Raw genomic sequence first — 19,470 nt, forward strand, 5'->3', positions numbered from 1 at the left:
ATCAGTTTATGCAATAAACCGAATAAAGTCAAACAATTTTAACTGTTATCTTGCCCAAATAAAGGATCGATAAATGCGCCGATATCACTTGTCATGAAGTGGAAAACAATTTTATTGCCAAATCATTATGCTTTCAATTATAATGAAGATAACTAAATAAGATGTTCCTTCAGGGCAGGGTGAAAGTCCCGACCGGCGGTGATGAGGCTTACCTCTAAGTCCGCGAGCCATTTTAATGGCAGGATCTAGTGAAATTCTAGAGCCGACAGTAAAGTCTGGATGGGAGAAGGATGATACGTAAGGTTATGCGAGGGAAGCAGGCATCACCAACATGGTATCAATAACAGACGCATGGCATCTTGACGCCATCGTTCTCTTTGATATGGAAAAATGGTGAATCAAATACCTGCAGATCCAACTTACAATCCAATTCAAAGCAAAAAGCCCAAGGAATTCATTCCTTGGGCTTTATTTTTGGCAAATACCTCTACGCTATCATCAGACTCAAAAAAAAAGAAAAATGAGGTGATCTGATGAAAACAACGTCTTTGAAGCAAACAGTAAGTGTTGCCTTGCTGTCAGCCATTGCTTTCTTAATTATGGTATTCTCTTTTCCGATGCCTTTGTTTCCAGTGTTTTTGACACTTGATTTCAGCGACGTGCCAGCCATTGTAGGCACCATCATGTTTGGACCCGTTGCGGGCATTGTAATAGAAGGCTTGAAAAACCTTTTGCATTACTTGCTTATCGGATCTGCGACAGGTGTGCCGGTTGGCGAATTAGCTAACTTTATCGCCGGATCTTTGTTAATTGTTACCGGGACTTGGATCTATCGAAAAAGAAAAACAACAGGCTCATTAATCGGGGGCCTTTTGTTCGGAACAGTTATTATGACCATTGTGATGAGCATTGCCAACTACTTTATTATTTTCCCAAGCTATGCGATGTTCCTTGGCTTCGGCATAGATCAAGCTGTTGCTGCGGCAAATGCTGCCAATCATTCGATCCATAACTTATTGACACTGATCGTTTTTGCAGTTCTGCCTTTTAATTTACTCAAGGGCATTATCTTAACCGTGATTATCATCCCAATATATATCAGATTAAGACCTAGGCTAGGAGCAATGACGCTTCCCAAGGTTAGATGATCATAAATGAGTAAAAAGGCCACCGATTAGGTGACCTTTTTTGTTGTTTTATGCACTTTTGTTATAGATGGCTCGACTTACCAAACGTAAGCTGTTCCAACAATGATTAGTAGAATGAACAAAACAACGATTAACGCGAAGCCGCCGCCACCGTATCCGCCTGCATAACCACTCATATCGTCAATCGCTCCTTTAAATTTATTTGGTTGGAGATTTCTTTACATCTCACATTACATCATATGTCATAATGTAAAAATGTGAGTGGACAGCTGCGGATAAACAAAGCCATTCAGGCGGATGAAAGAAAAATAAAAAAAGTTGTGAGAGCTTTGTCTAGCTTCAGCGCCTAGCCCCTCGAGTCACTTCGGTCCCCTTGCGGCGGCAACAGCCCCCTCAGAGGCCCTCCAGTGCTTTTCGGGGCTGACCAAGGCGCTTGCGCTTTTCTTTCTTAATCAAACAACATATTAAATTGGTTTTTCAGCTTTTCTTTAAGCTGTGCTAAATAGGCTTCACTTAGTGTTCCGGTTCCGCCGCGCAATATTTCATTTGCGTAAATATCTGTCGGCTTAAGCTCTTCGGCTTTGTCACATACAATAAAGGTTAAAACATTGTCAGACAATTCGCCGTTAATGTGACACGATATAATAGCAGGACGGTAATGGCCGGCCTCGACACCCTCACGGATTAATAAATAGGCAAGCCCTTCCTTATTAATATGATATACCTTTCCTTCAACAGCGCCGCCATGCTCGACGATATCTGCGGCCCCGCCTTTCGCACCTTTCATCGCGAATTTCAGTGTATACCCGTCTAACACACCGCGGCCTATTAAGTTTTGAAAGCAATGGACGATTTTTGCCTTTTTGAACCTGTCATCATCCATACAGGAACCATAAGCAAAATATAAGTAGTCCTCTTTTTCATTAAAAAGCCTGTGTACTTTCCAATCATTATATAAAATAGGGCCGCCGAGTACTTCATGCTGCTTATCTACTAAAAGATAAACAAAAGCCTGAAGTGTCTCCGAATCTGTATGAATGGCAGTGGCTTTACGATCATATAAATCCGTTTCCGGGTCGCCCTTATGGTTCTCAAGTTCATCGAGCTGTGCCAATATCTCATCCGTAACAGTATACACTTCACCGTATACCAAATCTTCCCCTAAAATCATCGCTGGGTAATAAGAATCCGTTGCAAACAGTTGACCGTTGGTCCAAGCCTGTTCGGCGATACATGGCGAATCAGCCAGTAAGTGATGATTTCTTTCACCTTTTCTTAATGTTCCGTACACAAATACGTTATGAGCCATCAGATCACCCCATTCTTATCTTATTCCCAAGGCTTTTTCGTCGTAAAAATCTTGGCAAAGCGCTTGCTGTCATCCCTTCTTAACCGGCGGATTTCATTTCTGCTCGGCGCGCTTTCATGAAGCATAATTTCTTCATCACTTTGAGGGATGACTTTGGCTACATCAGTGGGCTTGCCATCTTTGCCTAATGCAACAAAAGTGAGGAATGATGTTGCGCAAAGCTTGCGTTCTCCGGTCACCATGTTTTCAGCTATGACTTTTACGAAAACCTCCATTGACGTCCGATGTGTCCATGTGACAAAGGATTCAAGACAGACCGAGTAGCCCTCTTTTATCGGATTCAGAAAATCGACTGAATCCGTTGAAGCTGTCACAACAAGATTTCTCGCATGACGAATCGCAGAAATCGCTGCTATATCATCTATGTAAGACATTAATTTCCCGCCAAACATCGTGCCATGATTATTCGTATCTAATGGTAAAACATGTGATGATTTTACCGCTCTTGATTCATTCACATACTTTGGTTCCATAATGCAGCACCCCTTAAACCCTATAATGTCTAAGTATACGCAATTATTAAAGCTAAAATCAATTGTCCCGGAGATGGCGAAAAACTCTTATTTAACAGTTATTTTGGATATTGCTAACAGACATCAGATATCATGAACAATTGGCTGATGTTTGCTTTTGTTATCTAATTGTAACCTCATTAAAACACGTATGTGATGTTTACCTACTAAAATGCTCATTAAGAGTTTTTTAATTTAGAAGCTAGAAATTCTAGTACATACAAAAACTCTAGTAATTACCGAGTCTATGACTCAAGGAGGTATTTTAATGAACTTGCTTAGAAAACTTGCGACGGTGGCATCAATGGCAGCTTGTATTGGTTTTGCAGTCCCAAGCATCAGCCATGCAGCTGTAGGCGACCAAACATTGTACCCGGGAACAAAAGATAACGACGTTGCACAACTACAACATATACTTAAAGATAAAGGCTACTTCCAATACCCAGAATCGACCGGTTACTATGGCCCGATTACAACAAAAGCAGTAAAAGATTTTCAAAAGGACCATGACCTATCGGTTGACGGTATAGTCGGTTCAAAAACATTTTCCGCGTTGAAAATTGGTGATTCGATCGGACCTGAACTGCTTTCGAGCGGTGACGAAGGATATGATGTCACCGTCATTCAGGACAAGTTAAAAGAGCTTGGTTATTACAAGGGAAATGTTGATGGTCTATTTGGCTCATTGACCCTAAATGCCGTTAAAGATTTCCAGGGTAAAAAGGACTTGGCTGTCGATGGCTTAGTCGGACCAAAGACCAAACACGCTCTCGGACTATCCATTGATCAGGATGCGCTGCCAGGTGATGCAAATGCTGCAAAAACCGAAATAAAACAGCCAAAACAAGAACCTGAAAAGCAACCTGAAAAAAAGGTTTCTGCTGAAAAATCTGCCCCTAAACCGGATAAGCAAAAGTCAGCTAAGTCCGAAGGCAAGACCATTTCAGTTCATAGTACGGCTTATACAGCAAACTGTTCTGGATGCTCAGGCAAAACAGCAACTGGCTTGGATCTAAAAGCTAATCCTAATGCAAAAGTTATCGCTGTGGACCCTAATGTCATTCCGCTTGGCACGAAAGTCTATGTTCCAGGCTATGGTACCGCGACTGCTGCTGATACCGGCGGCGCCATTAATGGTAACCGCATAGACATCTTCTTTTCATCTAAAGACAAAGCAACTAATTGGGGTAATAAACAAATTAAAGTAACCATTCTAAAATAACTGCTTCAAAAGCCCGATGGGGACCCATCGGGCTTTCCTTTATTTGTATATGCTTCTTTCTTCCAAAGAATCATCTGCCATGCCTTTTAATTTCCCACGCTCGTTGTTATTTCTCATCATGCTGACCGCGCAAGCGCCGACACCTAATCCTGCAAGCATCATCATCGTTGTCTTCTTTTTCATATTTATAACCACCTTAAATGGATTGTGTTCTGTATTAGTGTTAGTTTTTTATAAAAAAACATTCATGTATATTGCTCAGTTTGAGCGATATTTTTTAACCTTTCTTCAATGCGGCGTTTCTTATAAAACATTTGCCCGGTTTCCGCTACGTTCTCAATCATCCCTTTATTTAAAAATGAACCAATGATCATCCCGGCTATAGGAATAACTTGCAGGAGCTTTTTCCAGCCAATGTGGTCACGGTAGGTATTAAATACTTCCCGCCAGCCTTGAAACTGTGACATCATTTGTTCATCATGATCAAGACTCCGGAAATGGCGGATTTCCTTTAAGACTGCCTTCTTCCCGGCTGCTTCGGCATAAGCAAATTGCAAGCATTTAATAATAAAAATCCGCTCACTTTGATTTCTTGGATCATAGCCATAGATCAGAGCCATTTCCTGTAAAACCTTTAATGAGGTGCCTAATAAAATCGGAATGTCAGCGGCTAATGTAAATGCACCTCCGACACCCGTTGTTGCCCCCTGAATCCTTGCAAAGGTTGCCCTATTATGTGTTAACCGTCTGGCAGCATCATCCATTTCGGCGAGCGGTAATTGGCGGATCCTCTCTGACCCTTGAACGCCCAAGCGCTTTTCTACAGCCTTTTCACTAACCAGATAACGCCCGCCATAATCAACAAATTTGGCAATTTCCCCTATAAGGACATTCAACTTTTTCTGGATAAAAGCAGGTGTGATACGATCTAACAAGACAAAGGGCAAACGGCCAATGTGTTCCCAAAAGAAAATTCTTTCCTGATCTTTCTCCCACTTATTGATGGTTTTAAGTTCCTTTTTTAACGACTTCTCCGATTCCATGATGCCTTTGCCCCTTCCTTGTATCTTTTATTAGTTTGACTTATGGCCTAAGGGTTTATTCTCATTAAAGCCAGTGTCTATCAGGTGTCCGCCGGTAAAATAGGTCTTATCACCCTTCACCTGCACTCTGATTATGGTATATTTAGGATGGTTTATTATTTGGGAAGGGGAGAAAAAATATGAATAAGTTTATGCAAAAGCAATTTGAATTGACCCGGGGTTATTTTATTAAGAATGTCGAAATGATTCCTGAGAACATTGCAGATGTACAGCCAGAAGGCTTTAACAACACGATCCATTGGCACATCGGACATGTCTTAACCGTTGGTGAACAATTTTTGCTTGGCTTCCCGCACAAATCCACTCATCTTCCGGCAAACTACATTGAATTATTCGGGAACGGCACAAAGCCGGCCGATTGGAAAGGCGATGTACCTTCAATAGGGGAGCTAACGGCACAGTTAAAAGAACAGTTGGGCCGCATCAAGGAAGTTTCTGATGATCAGCTGGACCAAACATTAGAAGAGCCCTTTATGGGACTAAAAACTTTTCGCGAATTAGCCGGGCTTACCCTCATGCACGAATCAAACCATTTAGGGGAAATCAAGGCGATGAAGCGTGTCGTGGAACAGGAAAAGGTTAAGTCATAAATAAATTAGGGGTCTGCCCCTAAACATTAACAAAAAGGACAGCCTGGGCGGGCTGTCCTTTTCAGGAGGCATGACATGGCGTAACAAATGACTATAAACAGCGAGGAGGTAAGGTGTGTGACATGAATTATCTCATGTCCAATATTAATATATTCAAAATGAGAAGGATGGTAAAAGACAAGTGTGGAATTCAGTGAAAATACGCATTTACACCACGTTAAATGCCGCTATTCGATGCGGTAACGAATATTTTGGCGCTCCTCATGCCGTTCGATCCCTAGATTAATCAGTCTGTCAATGAGGTCTGCATAGGATAAACCGCTGTGCTCCCAAAGAAGCGGGAACATGCTGTAAGGTGTGAAGCCTGGCATAGTATTAATTTCATTGATGATGACTTTCCGGTCAGAGTCTCTAATAAAGAAATCAGCTCTCGCCAAGCCTTTGCAATTTAGTATTTTAAATGCCTTAAAAGCGGTTTGCTCGACCTCTGTTCTTATTTCTTCCGTTAAATAGGCAGAGATTAACAGCGTACTGTTGCCATCCTGATATTTTGATTGATAGTCGTAAAACTCACCGCCGGTTTTGATTTCCCCTGGCACAGAAGCAGCAAGCGCATCATTGCCAAGAACACCGATTTCAATTTCCCTGCCAATAATTTTCTCCTCAATGATCACTTTATCATCAAAGCAAAATGCTTCATTGACTGCTTTTATTATCGCCTTTTCCTCTAAGCACTGGCTGATGCCAATGCTTGAGCCAAGGTTTGCCGGCTTAATGAAGCAAGGACACCCGATGGCTGCTTTTATTTTTTCAAAAATATCGGACTGCCGGTGTTCCCACTCATACTTAGTAACGGAAAGATATTTTGGTTGATTCAATTGATGGGCCTTAAAGAGGTCCTTCATTATGACCTTATCCATGCCTGAAGCCGAACCTAGAACACCGGAACCTACGTAAGCGATGCCTAGCAGCTCCATCAATCCTTGCACAGTACCATCTTCCCCGTTTGGGCCATGTAAAAGCGGAAAAATAATATCTGGCTTGGACTGGACAGGATTCACAGCAGCGGGGGTCAGCCACTTGCCTGCAGCCATTTCGTTGCCGGTCTTTTCGCTTAGCAGAAGCTGGCTCTTATGCTCAAGTTTGTCTTTAATTGCTGTCCCTTCAATCCATTGCCCCTCATGCGATATGTGAATGGGCATGATCTCGTACTTCTCTTTATCGATCGCATTGATGATAGAGAAAGCGGTTTGAATGGAAACATCATATTCCGCGGACTTCCCGCCATACAAAATGGCTACCTTTTTCTTCGACATGCCACACCATCCTCATCTAAGCTATTTCCCAATCACTTTGACATCATTGTCACCTTCCGGAATAAGAACTTTACCTACAATATTAATGAAAAGGCCATTTTCGATGACACCCGGGAGAGCATTCAACCATTGCGACAGCCTTTCTGGTTCAGTGATTTTGCCAATGTGGCAATCCAAAATAAAGTTCCTGCTGTCAGTTCGGTATGGGTTTTCTCCGTCCATCCGGAGTTTCGGATCAAGACCTTTTTCCCTTATCGCCCGAGCTGTGTGCTGGGATCCGAATGGCAGCACTTCAACAGGGAGCGGAAAAGCGCCTAATATATCCACCTCTTTGCTCCCATCAGCAACCCAAATGTTGCTTTTGGACGCTTTAGCTACAATTTTCTCAAATAATAAAGCACCGCCGCCGCCTTTGATACCGTTCAACTGTGGATCAAACTCATCAACCCCATCAATGGTTAAATCAATATGGGAAACCTCATTCAACTCTTTCATAGGAATCCCCAAGGATTTCGCCAGCTCAGATGTTTGATTTGACGTCGAAACACAAGTGATGTTCAAGGTTTCCCTTTTCAAACGTTCGCCAAGCTTTTTTATCGTAAAGGCAATGGTTGAACCTGTTCCAAGTCCAACGATCATCCCATCCCGAATATAATCAGCCGCCCTTTCACCGACAAGCTGTTTCTCATATGATTTTCGATCCATTATTGTCTCTCCTTTGCCATTTGTATGTTGTTTTTTCATATGTATACCTGCATCCATTCTTTTCAAATATGCGTTGCATTGGTTCATTTGCCGCATCAGTTGTGCCAATATATGTGGCGGCACCTAATGCTTTAAGTGTATCCAATGAGCGCTCATGCAACAGATTCCCTAAGCCTTCACTCCGAAATTCAGGCAAGATGCCGAAGTAAAAAAGCCGCCCTTCATCACGTGTACCGGGTTCAATATGCGGAACGGCCACACCAATGCAATCATCACCAAGGAATGCCGTCAAACAGGAATCCTTATATGACTCACCCAGTTCCTCCTTCAACCCTTCAAAAAGCCCATCTTTAACGGAAAAAGATCCCGGAGCATTTAATGAGCCTTCCATCGTCTTCTGCCATGCCGAGCAAAAAGTATGCTCCGAAAGATTATTCAGGCTTTTCAACCCCAATTTCTTAGCCTGTTCTGATGCCCCCTTCCAAGCTTTTAGACCCCTTTCAAAGCTTTTCCTGACGCTTTGTACGGTTAAACCGGCCTCCTCGAGTCTGACAACAGCCGCTTTCTCGTTTGCCCATTTGTCATCTAATTCTATGGAAACTGCAGCGATATTTTGCTTATCCCGCATCTCGCAAAGGTCATCTATTAGCAGATAAAATTCTCTTATGCCAAACGACTTGGACAGCTCTTCAATGACCATATAACGCGGAAGACTCTGAACGATTTTACATTGCGAAAGAAGCGACAATCGGATTCCCCCTATCCGCTTACATCTCTTTTTTAAGTTTACCATAATGCAACGCAAAAACAGCCATCTCTCATATTGAAAAATGACTGTTCCAAAAAATATTTACTTTTTACCTTTATAACCCTCTATAAATTGGATTCTTTCCAACATCGTCGGGTGACCGTACATGAAAAACTTCACAAGTGCCGGCGGGTTGACATCACTGAGCCCTGCGACTGTTAATTTTTGGAAAGAAGATATACCTGCCTCCTTGTCGTGTGTAAGACTTATCGCATACTTATCCGCCTCATGCTCATAATGGCGGGAGACAGCATTTTCTATCGGTGATCCGATAAAAGACAGCAGCGATATGATTAAAAGTAAAACGGGCAGCGAGGCGATGTCCCCGGGATGACGAATACCAAGTCTTCCGCCCCAACGGCTGGTTGCCCATATCAATATTTTTGCCGTAATGAAGAGACCCACTAAAGCCATCACGATTGATCCGGCGACACCCCACAGCAAATGATGCTTTACATAATGCCCCATCTCATGGGCCATCACAAACAAGACTTCCCGGTCGTCCAAACGATGGACAGTGGTGTCATAGAGAACAATGCGTAAATTCGATCCGACGCCGTTGACATAGGCATTCAAGGCATTGGTCTTCTTGGACATATCTACCTCATAGACATTATCGGCCGGAATGTTTGCCTTATCGGCAAGATGGAGGATTTCATGCTTTAAAGTGCTGTCCTTCAGTGTGTAAAAATCATTATAAAGTGGATCTATGACGACCGGTTGAATGTAGGTCATGAAAATCACAAATGGTATTGACAATAACCAAACCGGCAGCCACCATCGTCTTGGGTTCTTCCTAATAAAGAAATAGATTACCGCCACTGTCACAAACATAATAATCCAATTCACCCAAAACCCAGTTATATCGTCTTTTAACCAGCTCGGAAACGATTGAACGGAAATGCCGTAATGGAGCGAGATCTTATGGCTGACCAAATTAATTGGAAACGAGATGACCCATGTTAAAACCGATAAGGCTAGAAAATAGACCGCTGTATGTAATAAAGAAAAGCGGCTAACCTCTTCCGAACGATTTCTCAACCATCTAGAAAAGCCAAATACAAGAATAAAAATGTAAATGCCCCAATCGAGCGGCATCGTCAAGAAATAAATTAAATCTTGGATCCTTGAATAATCCTGGCTTAGAATGGTTTGCTTATGTGTCATAAAAAGCGCTGGATCAGCAGCGGTTCCTTTCACATTAGCCGGAACACCCGGGTCCGTCCAAACAAAGAAATACAGAATCATGCCAATGATATAAACAACATACAGGCCTAGAAACCACCATGCGACCTTCTTCAAATTAACCCTCCTTACCAAATCGAACATCCTATTATAGTTTAGTCCAAAAATAGCTTGTTTAGAACTTGGCGCTGGTTTGCCAATAGTTTTTTTAAAAGTTTGACGACCTTTGTTTTGGAAAATGCAGCAAAAAAGGCTCCCCTACGGGAGACTCCGCTTGCCTTCTATTTCGTTTTGTTCTGAAACCAGTCTGTTATAAAACTGATGATTGCACCGCCTAATTCATAACCTTGTAATATAACCAACAATGCCCCTGTAAAACAGAAAAAGCTTGAGATTAAAATTGCAAATACCCGGAGCCACATCACCGATCACCTTCCATAAATGGATTGGGGGTATTATTAATTGTATTAGTGGTAACCGGGAAAATGACCAAATAAACTTTCTTAAAGAATAAACCATTAAAACGGCTATTTTACCGGACAACAACACGCCTAGCTCCGTCTGTTCATATAATAAAGCACCAGTTTTTTGTAAACGGAGGCTACCACCTTGGCTGACAAAAAAAAAGAAGATATTCATCAATGTGTCCGGTGTGCACATGTTTCAGATGATAAGGATAAATATTGCACGAAATGCGGCGCTCCGCTCATTAACCGCTGTTCTGATGAACCTGGATTGGTATCTAAAGGATGCAAGCATGTCAACAAGCCAACCGCGGCTTTTTGTGCAAAATGCGGGGAAAAAACTCTTTTTAATAAAGAGGGACTTGTTGATCCATATCAACCGGATATGCCATGGATTAGGAGGAAGTAACATGGCGTCGTTGATTTACGCTCAAGGACGCTTGCACCTTCCACTCTAATCAAGGTCACAGAAAAAGCACATCCCAGAAATGGAATGTGCGCCTCTAAAAAGTTATACTATTTTAAATCTAACATCATGATTTCCGGATGCTGTAGAAGCTCGATAATCCGGTTAGTGAAGGCTACCGCTTTGCCTCCGTCCGCCACCCGGTGATCAAATGACATTGACAGATTCATCATCGACCTGATGACAATGTCGTCCTTGTCATTAACAACAGGCATTTTCTTTGTCTTATGGAAAGCCATCAGCCCGACTTCAGGATAGTTAATGATTGGTGTCGCACCAGTACTTCCTAATGGACCGACATTGCTGATTGTAAAGGTGCTGCCCGTCATCTCATCCCGCTTCAACTGATTTTGTTGTGCTTTTTTGATCAAATCCTTCATTTCTTTATGGATCGCTAATAATGACTTCCTTTCAACATGCTTGATGACAGGCACAATTAAGCCTTCCTCTGTGTCCGTAGCGAGACCCATATGAACAGCCTTCTCCATGCGGACAACTTGTCTTTCTTCATCAAGCCTGGCATTAAAAATTGGGAAGTCCTTTAAAGCAATGGCAATGGCCTTAATGAAAAAGGCGGCAAGCGATACATTGTAGCCCTTCGTAAAGTCTGCATCCAATTCTTTTAACGTCGCCTTCAATTTCAATAGATCTGTTACATCTGCTTCGTCAAAGTGAGTCACATGCGGGATCGTATACAATGATTGCGCCATCTTCTTGGCAATCGCCCTGCGCCGCCCGATAAATGGTATGTCATCATAACCGGATTCATCAGAATGAGTAACAGGTTCTTCTACTGACGCTGTGCTCGCGGCTGATTCGGACAAAACGCTAATACCCGAGGCGTGTCTTTCAACATCTTCATCCGTGATCCGGCCGAGCCTTCCCGTTCCTTCAATATTCTCAATATTGACTTGCATGGTTCTCGCCAGTTTTCTCGTATGAGGTGCAGCCAAAATCCGGCGAGGCCCATTGGAACGGGAAATTGCTACATTTTCCGCCATTGAATCATTTGTCGATGAGGAAACTTTTTGTATAGAAGCTTCCCTTTTCACATTCTTTATGGTTTCGCTTTTCCCATTGTCAATGATGACCATCGTTGCGCCAACTTCGATCACATCACCTTGACCGACAAGAATGTCTTGAACCGTCCCAGCAGCGGGTGAAGGCAGTTCAGCCGTCATTTTATCTGTCTGTACTTCAACGAGCGGCTGATCAATGGCAACGTGATCACCAATTTTCACGAACAAATGTATGACTTCCCCTTCAGTCATGCCTTCACCGATATCATGCAATTTAACATCAACCATGCGGGCCCTCCTTTTCTAGTAGTTATAGACATGCTCTATTTTTTGTTTAATCCCATCACCCTTAGGCAGATAGTGATCCTCCAAGGAGAACATCGGGACGGGAACATCAAACCCCGTCACTTTCTCAATCGGGGCTTTCAATGAAAGAAAAGCCGTTTCTGTATCGTTGATTAGCGAAATGATATCCCCGCTGACACCGCCTGTTTGATGCGCTTCATGCAAAATGACAACCCTTCCCGTTTTCTCCACGGACTCCCGAATAAGATCGCGATCAAGAGGATAAAGTGTTCTCAAATCTATCACATCACAACAGATGCCTTGCTCCTTCTCAATCTGTTCTGCCGCCTTCATTGCAAGCGGCACCATCGCTCCCCAGGTAAAAAGGGAAACATCCTCGCCATCTTTTAACACGTTGCCCTTGCCAAGCGGAACGGTGTACTTCCCTTCAGGAACCTCCTTGCGTCCCGCGCGGTAGATCTTCATTGGTTCTAGAAAAAGTACAGGGTCAGGATCCTCAATGCTTGCGATCAAGAGCCCTTTTGCATCATAGGGATTTGACGGCACGACGACTTTAATTCCCGGCATATGTGTAAATAGTGCCTCCATGCTGTCGGAATGAATTTCCGGTGCTCTTACACCTGCACCATATGGCGTCCGGATCACCATTGGTACGGTGAAACGGCCAAGCGTCCGGCTCCGGATCCTGGAGGCATGTGTCATGATTTGATTAAAGGCTGGATAGATAAAACCAAAAAACTGGATTTCCGCAACCGGACGGAGGCCATTGACAGCCATGCCGATTGACGTTCCAATAATGCCAGATTCTGCGAGCGGCGTATCTATAATACGATCTTCGCCATATTTTTCGTACAAGCCTTCTGTCGCCCGGAAGACACCGCCATTTTGGCCAACATCCTGACCGAGAACAAGGATATCCTCATTTTCAGAAAGCATCACATCAAGGGCATCCGTAATGGCTTGAATAAGTGTTAACTGCTTCTGCAGAGTCTGCGTTGCCGTTTCCATTAAGCATTCACTCCCCTTGATTTTAAATAGTGATCCTTTTGTTCTCTAATCGGCCATGGTGATGTTTCGAAGACATAATCGAATAAGTGATTAAGCTCTGCAGGCGCTGCCTTCTCCATTTCACCGACAGCTGCTTCAATTTCCTCAGATGCTTTCTTCTCAAGCTCATCTAATGCCTCATCCCACATGCCGCTCGCTTTCATAAAACGTTCGATTCTCGTCACCGGATCACTCGTTTCCCTGCGGACATCATTTTCCGTTTGATCGCGGTATTTGGACGGATCATCAGATGTTGTATGGGCGCCGTATCGCCATGTGACCGCTTCAATCAACGTTGGACCGTCCCCATTGCGGGCCTTCTCAACGGCATCAAGTGCAGTAAAATATACAGCAAAGAAATCGTTGCCATCAATCCGAACGCCGTCCATGTCATAAGCCAATGCTTTCTGGGCAATCGTTTTTGAATGCATTTGCCTTGCGGTCGGCACACTGATCGCAAACCCATTGTTTTGGTTAAAGAAAATAACGGGAGCCTGAAAAACGCTGGCAAAATTCAATCCTTCATGAAAATCCCCTTCTGATGTCGCCCCATCTCCAAAGTAGGCCATAGCAACCCGGTCAGTGCCTTTTTTCTTTTCGGCCCAAGCCGCACCGGTCGCATGGAGCAGTTGTGAAGCGATAGGGACGGCCGGCGGGAAAATATTCTTCCCTTTAGGCGGCAATACACCTTCATAACGTCCGTTCCAATACATCAGAACGTTGCGCATGGAATGGCCAAATGTCAATGTTGCACCGTGGTCCCGATAAGTTGGAAACATCCAGTCATCATCGGACAATGCCATGGCACTGCCGACCTGAGCTGCTTCCTGTCCTTCAAATGGCACATATGTTCCAATCCGGCCCTGCCTTTGCAAATTAACACATTTCCGGTCAAACATTCTGGCGAATAACATCTTTTGGTAAACTTTGGTGACAAAGTCTTTGGTCAGCTTATCTTTGTATGACGCATCAACTAGGTCACCGTCACCATTCACAATTTGTTTTATGGGAAATGTCACGTCCATGTGCAGACCCCCTCCTGTTTTATCGGATTTGCCATTTTGGCGGAATACTCGCTGAAAAGAAACTATTTCTTTGCTTTCTGTTCTCAATCCGTTCATCACAAAAGACGTTTGATGCATGGACAGTTGACCAATTTTCCCTGTCAGCATGATCATAGATTTGGACAAGAGTGTCATAGATCGCGCGGGTTTGCTGAAGTACACGCTCTTTGTTAGGGTGATGAAGCTCATCGGCAACCTGAATTAATCCGCCTGCGTTAACGATATAATCCGGTGCATATAGAATGCCGCGCTCCTTAAGAATATCCCCGAGCCGGTCTTCAAGCAGCTGGTTGTTGGCAGATCCAACAACTGCTTTTACTTTTAATTTTTCAATCGTTTCATCATTGATGACACCGCCAAGTGCACAAGGCACGAAAACATCTGCTGGTGCCGAATAAATGTCATCACCTTTAACAACTTCAACCTTGCCTGGCAGGTGTTCGGCCTGATTAACAAGCTCCTTGATCACGCTTTTATTAATGTCCGTCACAAAAAGATTGGCGCCATCTTCAAGCAGCTTTTTTGCTACCTTAAAGCCAACCTTGCCAAGCCCTTGGATCGCAAATGACATATCCTGAAAGACCTCGGTTCCCCAAACCTTCTTGGCGGTTGCTTTTAACCCATAGATAACTCCTTGGGCCGTAGGTACGGAAGAATCACCGTGTCCGCCATATGCTTCAGGAATACCTACGATGTTTTTTGTCTCTTTAAGGGAATGGACAAAATCTTCCGGCGTTGTCCCCATATCAGTTCCCGTGTAGAAGCGGCCATTCAATGATTCGACAAATTGTCCGAAGGAACGAAAGAGATCAGGTGATTTATCTTTTAAAGGGTCGCCAATAATGACAGACTTGCCGCCGCCGTGATCCATGTCCGCTGCGGCGCATTTATATGTCATCCCTTTCGAAAGCCTTAACACATCCTCAACCGCTTCATCAACAGTGGCGTATGGCCTCATTCTGCAGCCGCCAAGAGCTGGTCCGAGCGTTGTATCATGGATGGCGATAATAGCCTTCAAACCAGATTTTGGATCATTGCAAAAGACAACCTGTTCATGATCTTTGATTCTTTCAAACTCTAACATTATGATCCCCCCAAAATATAAGTAACCGCTTTCATTTCTGCGAAAAAAGTGGATATTTTATTAGTTTGTTATTGAGTCTTTTTCTAATTTATGAGTGATCTCATCTTTATTTAGGATAAATTGGGTGACTTCACCTTTACCTGCAAGACCCTTGCTGTTATGGACTTCAACTTCCGTTATCACAGCTCTCCCTTTTAACTCTGTTAGTGTTGCTGTGACGGTTATGTCTTCTCCTACAGGAGTGGGTGCAATATGTTTGGCGTTGACAGCGCCCCCTATGCCCTCCTCATGCTCTTCTAAAAAGGGAAGTATTATCTGGCGTGCTGCCCATTCCATGTGATAAACCATCGAAACGGTTGAATAGGCCGGATGAACGACTGTACCCTCGAATTGTGCGACCATCTTTTGTGTCACGGTGTCTGTGATTGTAGCCTTTTGGCCTATCTTCATACCTGGTTTCATAAAATACCTCCTTAACAGAAACATCGTTCAAAACATGTCATTTGGAAAATGAATTTTCAGAAGTAAAAAACTACTTTATTTATATAACGTTTCCATAACGCAATCATACCAAAACGTTAAACATCCGTCAATTTGGCGAGATAGACGTTTTATGCTTTAATTCCCTTTAAGCTATAGATCCCACTGTAAACAGCCCTTAATTTCTATTTTATGATTTTTTCACACCTTCATTCTTCATGACCTCTTTATATAACGAAAATAAAATAAGCGTTACATTAGTGTAACGCTTTTAAGCGGTAAAGCGGCGATTAAAGCATATTATTTTTTTGACTTAATATTTCCTTGGCTCTTGACACCATGCCTGTTATTAGTTCCCTTACAGATGGCACATCATGGATCATACCCGCAATCTGGCCGCTGTTAATAAAGCCTTCTTTTAAATTGCCTTCAATGGCACCGATCACATGGTGCCGCTCATTTGTTTTTTCGGCATATATGTCAAGGGTTGTTCCGCTCTTTTCCATGTCTATTAAAATATCGGCATAATCGTTTTTCATGATCCGCCTGATTCTCTTATACCTTCGACCAACAATAGTCGTGGCGTCATCTTCAGCGGTGAGGATCGAGGACTTATAAGCATCATGATAAGGAGCTTCTTTGGTTGCAATAAAACGTGTGCCCATTTGGACACCCTCTGCCCCTAGAGCAAGGGCAGCGGCTAACCCTCGGCCGTCGGCTATCCCGCCTGCGGCAACAACAGGAACATCCACAGCATCAGCAATTTGCGGAACCAGGGTCATTGTTGTTGTTTCAAGATTTGAATTAATCCCCGCTGCCTCATATCCTTCACACACGATAATGTCTGCCCCTGCTGCTTCAGCTTTCACGGCTTGTCTGACTGAAGCTGTCACACAGATCACCTTGATTCCATTCTCATGGAATAAGGGAATATAAGGCTTGGGATTTCCTGCAGAAAGTGAGACAATCGGAACTTTCTTCTCAATGACCATATTAATGACTGCCCTTGTCTTGGGATGAACGGACAATGGAATATTGACACACCATGGCTTAACAGTCTGACTCGTCATCGCCGCAAGTTTCACCCTTATTTCTTCCAAAGGCATTGTTCCGACCCCGATCGTTCCAAGCGCACCGGCATTAGAAACCGCCGCGGCGAGTATAGCATCGCTGATGTTGCCCATTCCGCCTTGAAAGATAGGGTATTGAATACCTAATATATCCGTCATGCGGTTTGTCATACAAACACATCCTTGCATGTTATAATCAAAGAAAAGCTGAAGCTAGTCAAACCAATTTATTCAACCTAAAGGAGGCTCTTAATCTTGTTAATTCCATATCGCTCAAAACATCCAACGGTTGATGAAAGTGTGTACATTGCTGAAGGTGCCAAGGTGATTGGTGACGTGACAATTGGGGAAGATTCCAGTGTCTGGTTCAATACCGTCATTCGCGGCGATGAAGCCCCTATCACGATCGGCTGTCAGTGCAATATTCAAGATAACTGCACGCTTCACCTCTATGAAGATCAACCGTTGATTCTAGAAGACCGGGTCTCAATTGGGCACAACGTTATCCTGCACGGCTGTAAAATCGGCTGCGGCGCTTTAGTCGGCATGGGTGCAGTTGTGCTGGATGGGGCTGAGATTGGTGAACAAGCCTTTATTGCGGCAAACACCTTGATTCCCCCAGGCAAAAAGATCCCGCCTAGAACCATGGTGATGGGCTCCCCTGGTCAAGTTGTCCGGGAGCTTAATGACAAGGACTTTGATCTTATTCAGCTGACTATTGATACTTATATGAAAAAGGCAAAAGAATTTAAAGCCAGTCAAAAATAATTGTTAGGCTGCCTGCATGTTTGCCGGCAGCCTATTATTTTCAATCAATAATCAGCGGATGGTCCATGACATCATATTCCTTGCTTCGCTTAGCTTTACCGTTATTTCCGACAAAAATATGCTCAAAAAAACGGTTAGCAGGCTTAGCCAGCGCCCGGTAATAATCACCGAACAGTGCACCAGCGTATTCCCCCAGCCATTTCTCCGGCAATAAGTCCAAAGGAAGCCCCGGGTCGACAAACAGGAATTTACGATATTCGTGGACAAGCTTCGTTCTTTCAACAAAGCATTCTTTGTCGCTCATAACGCCTTTTTCAATTTTATTTTTATCAACGACATATTTTTCACTATAAAATTTTATAAACTGATCATAGCGTTTATTAATGTCTTCGATATCCCAGCAGTCATGGACAAGCTGCTTATTATTCTGAGGTCCTTTATTTTCAGCAGTGAATATATGAACATACCGGTTGATATCATATTTCTGAATGATATCCTCAACTTGTTTATCTAATATATTCGGCGTTATCCAACAGCTGCTTGACAGCATACCGAAACCGCTCCATACAAGCTCTTTTCGGAGCTCATCACGAATATTCCTTTTTTCCTCAGGAATGGTGTACATGAACATCCGCCATTGTCCATCCCATTTTTCTGGCTTAAGCTTAAAAATACGGTGGGCCGCTTCGTCCATTCTCTTGACCCCCCGGTCTGTTAAAGAATAAAACGATTTATTCCCTATTTTTCTTGCGGTTACCCACCCTTGTTTGTTCATTCTCGAAATGGCCGCACGAACGGATTGCTCGTTATGTCCAAAAGGTTCAAGCAAACGAATTAAGCTGCCGATCCAAATTTCGCTTCCGTAATGTCTAATGTAATCGCCATATAGTGTAAAGATCATTGAACGTGTATTTAAACTATTTCTCATCAAATGTCATCCTTTTATCCGGACGTTTTATACTTTATTCCCCTTTAAATTGAGCAGGGCGCTTTTCGTTGAAGGCTGTTAATGCTTCAACGCGGTCCTTTGTCGGTATAGTCATCTCGTATGCTTTGGATTCGATTTGCAAACCCGTTTGCAAATCAACATTCATGCCATTTCGAATCGCGAATTTCGCCTGTTGGAGGGCAATCGGACCATTTTGCATCATTTCCTCCGCCAAGCGGGTGCATGCTGACATTAACTCAGCTTTGTCAACAACCTCATTAAGAATACCATAATCCTTGGCCTTATCGGCTGATAGTTTTCTTGCTGTCAAAACAAGCTCCATAGCCTTAGCCTGGCCTATAAGTCTTGGCAAACGCTGTGTTCCGCCTGCTCCTGGAATGATTGCCCAGCTTGTCTCTGTGAGGCCTAATTTAGCATGAGAGCTGGCAATGCGGAAATCACAGGCTAATGCCAATTCAAAACCGCCTCCGAAGGCATAACCATTCACTGCCGCAATGGTCGGCTGTGGTAATGATGCAATCTGTGAGAAGACATCACCGATTTTCTTAACGTTGCGTCTGACCTCTTGTTCATTTAATTGCTTTCTTTCTTTTAGATCAGCACCGGCGCTAAAAGCTTTTTCGCCGGCACCTGTGAAGACGACCACTCTAGCATCCTTAGATGTGTGCAGTGTTTGTACAACTTCTTCTAGTTCCAATAATGTTGAATAATCAAAGCAATTTAATACTTCTGGACGATCCAGCGTAACATAGGCTAAATGGTTATTTATCTCAAATGTAATTGACGGCATAATGA

Annotated in this window: 21 protein-coding genes, 2 pseudogenes and 1 riboswitch; of the genes and pseudogenes, 6 read left to right on the plus strand and 17 right to left on the minus strand. The window is 43.3% G+C overall.

The features are described 5' to 3' along the window. Window positions 1-161 precede the first annotated feature (161 nt). Window positions 162-295, plus strand: a riboswitch (FMN riboswitch). Window positions 296-530: 235 nt separating this feature from the next. After that, the gene (locus EV207_RS09275) at window positions 531-1,148 is read left to right on the plus strand and encodes an ECF transporter S component (RefSeq protein ID WP_132745882.1); all 618 of its coding nucleotides are present in this window, start codon (window positions 531-533) and stop codon (window positions 1,146-1,148) included. Between the two features lie 77 nt (window positions 1,149-1,225). On the opposite strand, the gene EV207_RS09280 is transcribed toward EV207_RS09275, so the two are convergent. The 3 genes from EV207_RS09280 to EV207_RS09290 all read right to left on the minus strand — a co-directional run bounded on the left by EV207_RS09280 (window position 1,226) and on the right by EV207_RS09290 (window position 2,990). Then, entirely contained in the window at window positions 1,226-1,324 is a 99-nt protein-coding gene (locus tag EV207_RS09280) for a YjcZ family sporulation protein (RefSeq protein ID WP_132745883.1), read from the minus strand. A 272-nt stretch (window positions 1,325-1,596) separates the two neighbouring features. Next, window positions 1,597-2,457: a gamma-glutamylcyclotransferase family protein gene (locus EV207_RS09285; protein ID WP_132745884.1), complete on the minus strand. Its 861-nt coding sequence runs from the start codon at window positions 2,455-2,457 to the stop codon at window positions 1,597-1,599. Between the two features lie 20 nt (window positions 2,458-2,477). After that, the gene (locus tag EV207_RS09290; RefSeq protein ID WP_132745885.1) at window positions 2,478-2,990 is read right to left on the minus strand and encodes an acyl-CoA thioesterase; all 513 of its coding nucleotides are present in this window, start codon (window positions 2,988-2,990) and stop codon (window positions 2,478-2,480) included. Between the two features lie 343 nt (window positions 2,991-3,333). On the opposite strand from EV207_RS09290, the pseudogene EV207_RS23780 reads away from it, so the two are divergent. Together EV207_RS23780 and EV207_RS23785 are read left to right on the plus strand one after the other, a co-directional pair. After that, window positions 3,334-3,789: pseudogene (locus EV207_RS23780) on the plus strand (peptidoglycan-binding domain-containing protein); the annotation flags it as partial. Between the two features lie 162 nt (window positions 3,790-3,951). Next, window positions 3,952-4,251, plus strand: a pseudogene (locus EV207_RS23785) (3D domain-containing protein); the annotation flags it as partial. Window positions 4,252-4,290: 39 nt separating this feature from the next. Here EV207_RS23785 and EV207_RS23000 read toward each other — a convergent pair. Both EV207_RS23000 and EV207_RS09300 read right to left on the minus strand, forming a co-directional pair. Continuing rightward, complete coding sequence (locus EV207_RS23000; RefSeq protein WP_165886891.1) at window positions 4,291-4,434, minus strand: hypothetical protein; 144 nt, start codon at window positions 4,432-4,434, stop codon at window positions 4,291-4,293. Window positions 4,435-4,496: 62 nt separating this feature from the next. Further along, window positions 4,497-5,294: an EcsC family protein gene (locus EV207_RS09300; protein ID WP_132745887.1), complete on the minus strand. Its 798-nt coding sequence runs from the start codon at window positions 5,292-5,294 to the stop codon at window positions 4,497-4,499. A gap of 179 nt (window positions 5,295-5,473) precedes the next feature. Between EV207_RS09300 and EV207_RS09305 the strand changes: the two genes are divergently transcribed. Next, entirely contained in the window at window positions 5,474-5,944 is a 471-nt protein-coding gene (locus EV207_RS09305) for a DinB family protein (protein WP_132745888.1), read from the plus strand. Window positions 5,945-6,171: 227 nt separating this feature from the next. Here EV207_RS09305 and EV207_RS09310 read toward each other — a convergent pair whose 3' ends face one another. From EV207_RS09310 to EV207_RS09325, 4 genes are all read right to left on the minus strand, one after another. After that, on the minus strand, window positions 6,172-7,260 hold the full coding sequence (locus EV207_RS09310) for a D-alanine--D-alanine ligase (RefSeq protein WP_132745889.1): 1,089 nt from the start codon (window positions 7,258-7,260) through the stop codon (window positions 6,172-6,174). Between the two features lie 21 nt (window positions 7,261-7,281). Beyond that, window positions 7,282-7,965, minus strand: a complete 684-nt coding sequence (rpiA, locus tag EV207_RS09315; protein WP_132745890.1) for a ribose-5-phosphate isomerase RpiA — start codon at window positions 7,963-7,965, stop codon at window positions 7,282-7,284. Further along, the gene (locus EV207_RS09320; protein WP_165886892.1) at window positions 7,946-8,713 is read right to left on the minus strand and encodes a GNAT family N-acetyltransferase; all 768 of its coding nucleotides are present in this window, start codon (window positions 8,711-8,713) and stop codon (window positions 7,946-7,948) included. The genes rpiA and EV207_RS09320 overlap by 20 nt, the downstream gene beginning before the upstream one ends. Before the next feature lie 102 nt (window positions 8,714-8,815). Next, entirely contained in the window at window positions 8,816-10,075 is a 1,260-nt protein-coding gene (locus EV207_RS09325) for a M48 family metallopeptidase (protein WP_243647007.1), read from the minus strand. A gap of 492 nt (window positions 10,076-10,567) precedes the next feature. Here EV207_RS09325 and EV207_RS09330 point away from each other — a divergent pair, with 492 nt between their 5' ends. Continuing rightward, window positions 10,568-10,831, plus strand: coding sequence for a zinc ribbon domain-containing protein (locus EV207_RS09330; RefSeq protein WP_132745893.1), 264 nt, complete (start codon window positions 10,568-10,570; stop codon window positions 10,829-10,831). A 107-nt stretch (window positions 10,832-10,938) separates the two neighbouring features. Here EV207_RS09330 and EV207_RS09335 read toward each other — a convergent pair whose 3' ends face one another. The 6 genes from EV207_RS09335 to EV207_RS09360 all read right to left on the minus strand — a co-directional run bounded on the left by EV207_RS09335 (window position 10,939) and on the right by EV207_RS09360 (window position 17,129). Beyond that, a complete protein-coding gene (locus tag EV207_RS09335) occupies window positions 10,939-12,195 on the minus strand; it encodes a dihydrolipoamide acetyltransferase family protein (RefSeq protein WP_132745894.1) in 1,257 nt (418 codons plus the stop codon). A gap of 15 nt (window positions 12,196-12,210) precedes the next feature. Continuing rightward, window positions 12,211-13,221, minus strand: a complete 1,011-nt coding sequence (locus EV207_RS09340) for an alpha-ketoacid dehydrogenase subunit beta (protein WP_132745895.1) — start codon at window positions 13,219-13,221, stop codon at window positions 12,211-12,213. Continuing rightward, window positions 13,221-14,285: a pyruvate dehydrogenase (acetyl-transferring) E1 component subunit alpha gene (gene pdhA / locus EV207_RS09345; protein ID WP_132745896.1), complete on the minus strand. Its 1,065-nt coding sequence runs from the start codon at window positions 14,283-14,285 to the stop codon at window positions 13,221-13,223. Before pdhA ends, EV207_RS09340 begins: the two co-directional genes overlap by 1 nt. A gap of 19 nt (window positions 14,286-14,304) precedes the next feature. Continuing rightward, on the minus strand, window positions 14,305-15,408 hold the full coding sequence (locus EV207_RS09350) for a Leu/Phe/Val dehydrogenase (RefSeq protein WP_132745897.1): 1,104 nt from the start codon (window positions 15,406-15,408) through the stop codon (window positions 14,305-14,307). A 60-nt stretch (window positions 15,409-15,468) separates the two neighbouring features. After that, window positions 15,469-15,870, minus strand: a complete 402-nt coding sequence (locus tag EV207_RS09355) for a thioesterase family protein (RefSeq protein WP_132745898.1) — start codon at window positions 15,868-15,870, stop codon at window positions 15,469-15,471. A 308-nt stretch (window positions 15,871-16,178) separates the two neighbouring features. Further along, the gene (locus tag EV207_RS09360; protein WP_132745899.1) at window positions 16,179-17,129 is read right to left on the minus strand and encodes an NAD(P)H-dependent flavin oxidoreductase; all 951 of its coding nucleotides are present in this window, start codon (window positions 17,127-17,129) and stop codon (window positions 16,179-16,181) included. 84 nt (window positions 17,130-17,213) lie between these two features. Here EV207_RS09360 and EV207_RS09365 point away from each other — a divergent pair, with 84 nt between their 5' ends. After that, on the plus strand, window positions 17,214-17,726 hold the full coding sequence (locus tag EV207_RS09365; RefSeq protein WP_132745900.1) for a gamma carbonic anhydrase family protein: 513 nt from the start codon (window positions 17,214-17,216) through the stop codon (window positions 17,724-17,726). A gap of 40 nt (window positions 17,727-17,766) precedes the next feature. Here EV207_RS09365 and paaX read toward each other — a convergent pair whose 3' ends face one another. Both paaX and EV207_RS09375 read right to left on the minus strand, forming a co-directional pair. Next, entirely contained in the window at window positions 17,767-18,654 is an 888-nt protein-coding gene (paaX, locus tag EV207_RS09370; protein WP_132745901.1) for a phenylacetic acid degradation operon negative regulatory protein PaaX, read from the minus strand. A gap of 34 nt (window positions 18,655-18,688) precedes the next feature. Beyond that, window positions 18,689-19,465 (minus strand): enoyl-CoA hydratase-related protein, encoded by a 777-nt coding sequence (locus tag EV207_RS09375; RefSeq protein ID WP_132745902.1) that lies wholly within the window; start codon window positions 19,463-19,465, stop codon window positions 18,689-18,691. Between the last annotated feature and the right edge of the window lie 5 nt (window positions 19,466-19,470).

The organism is Scopulibacillus darangshiensis (assembly GCF_004341035.1).
GTDB classification, from domain to species: Bacteria; Bacillota; Bacilli; order Bacillales; family Sporolactobacillaceae; genus Scopulibacillus; species Scopulibacillus darangshiensis.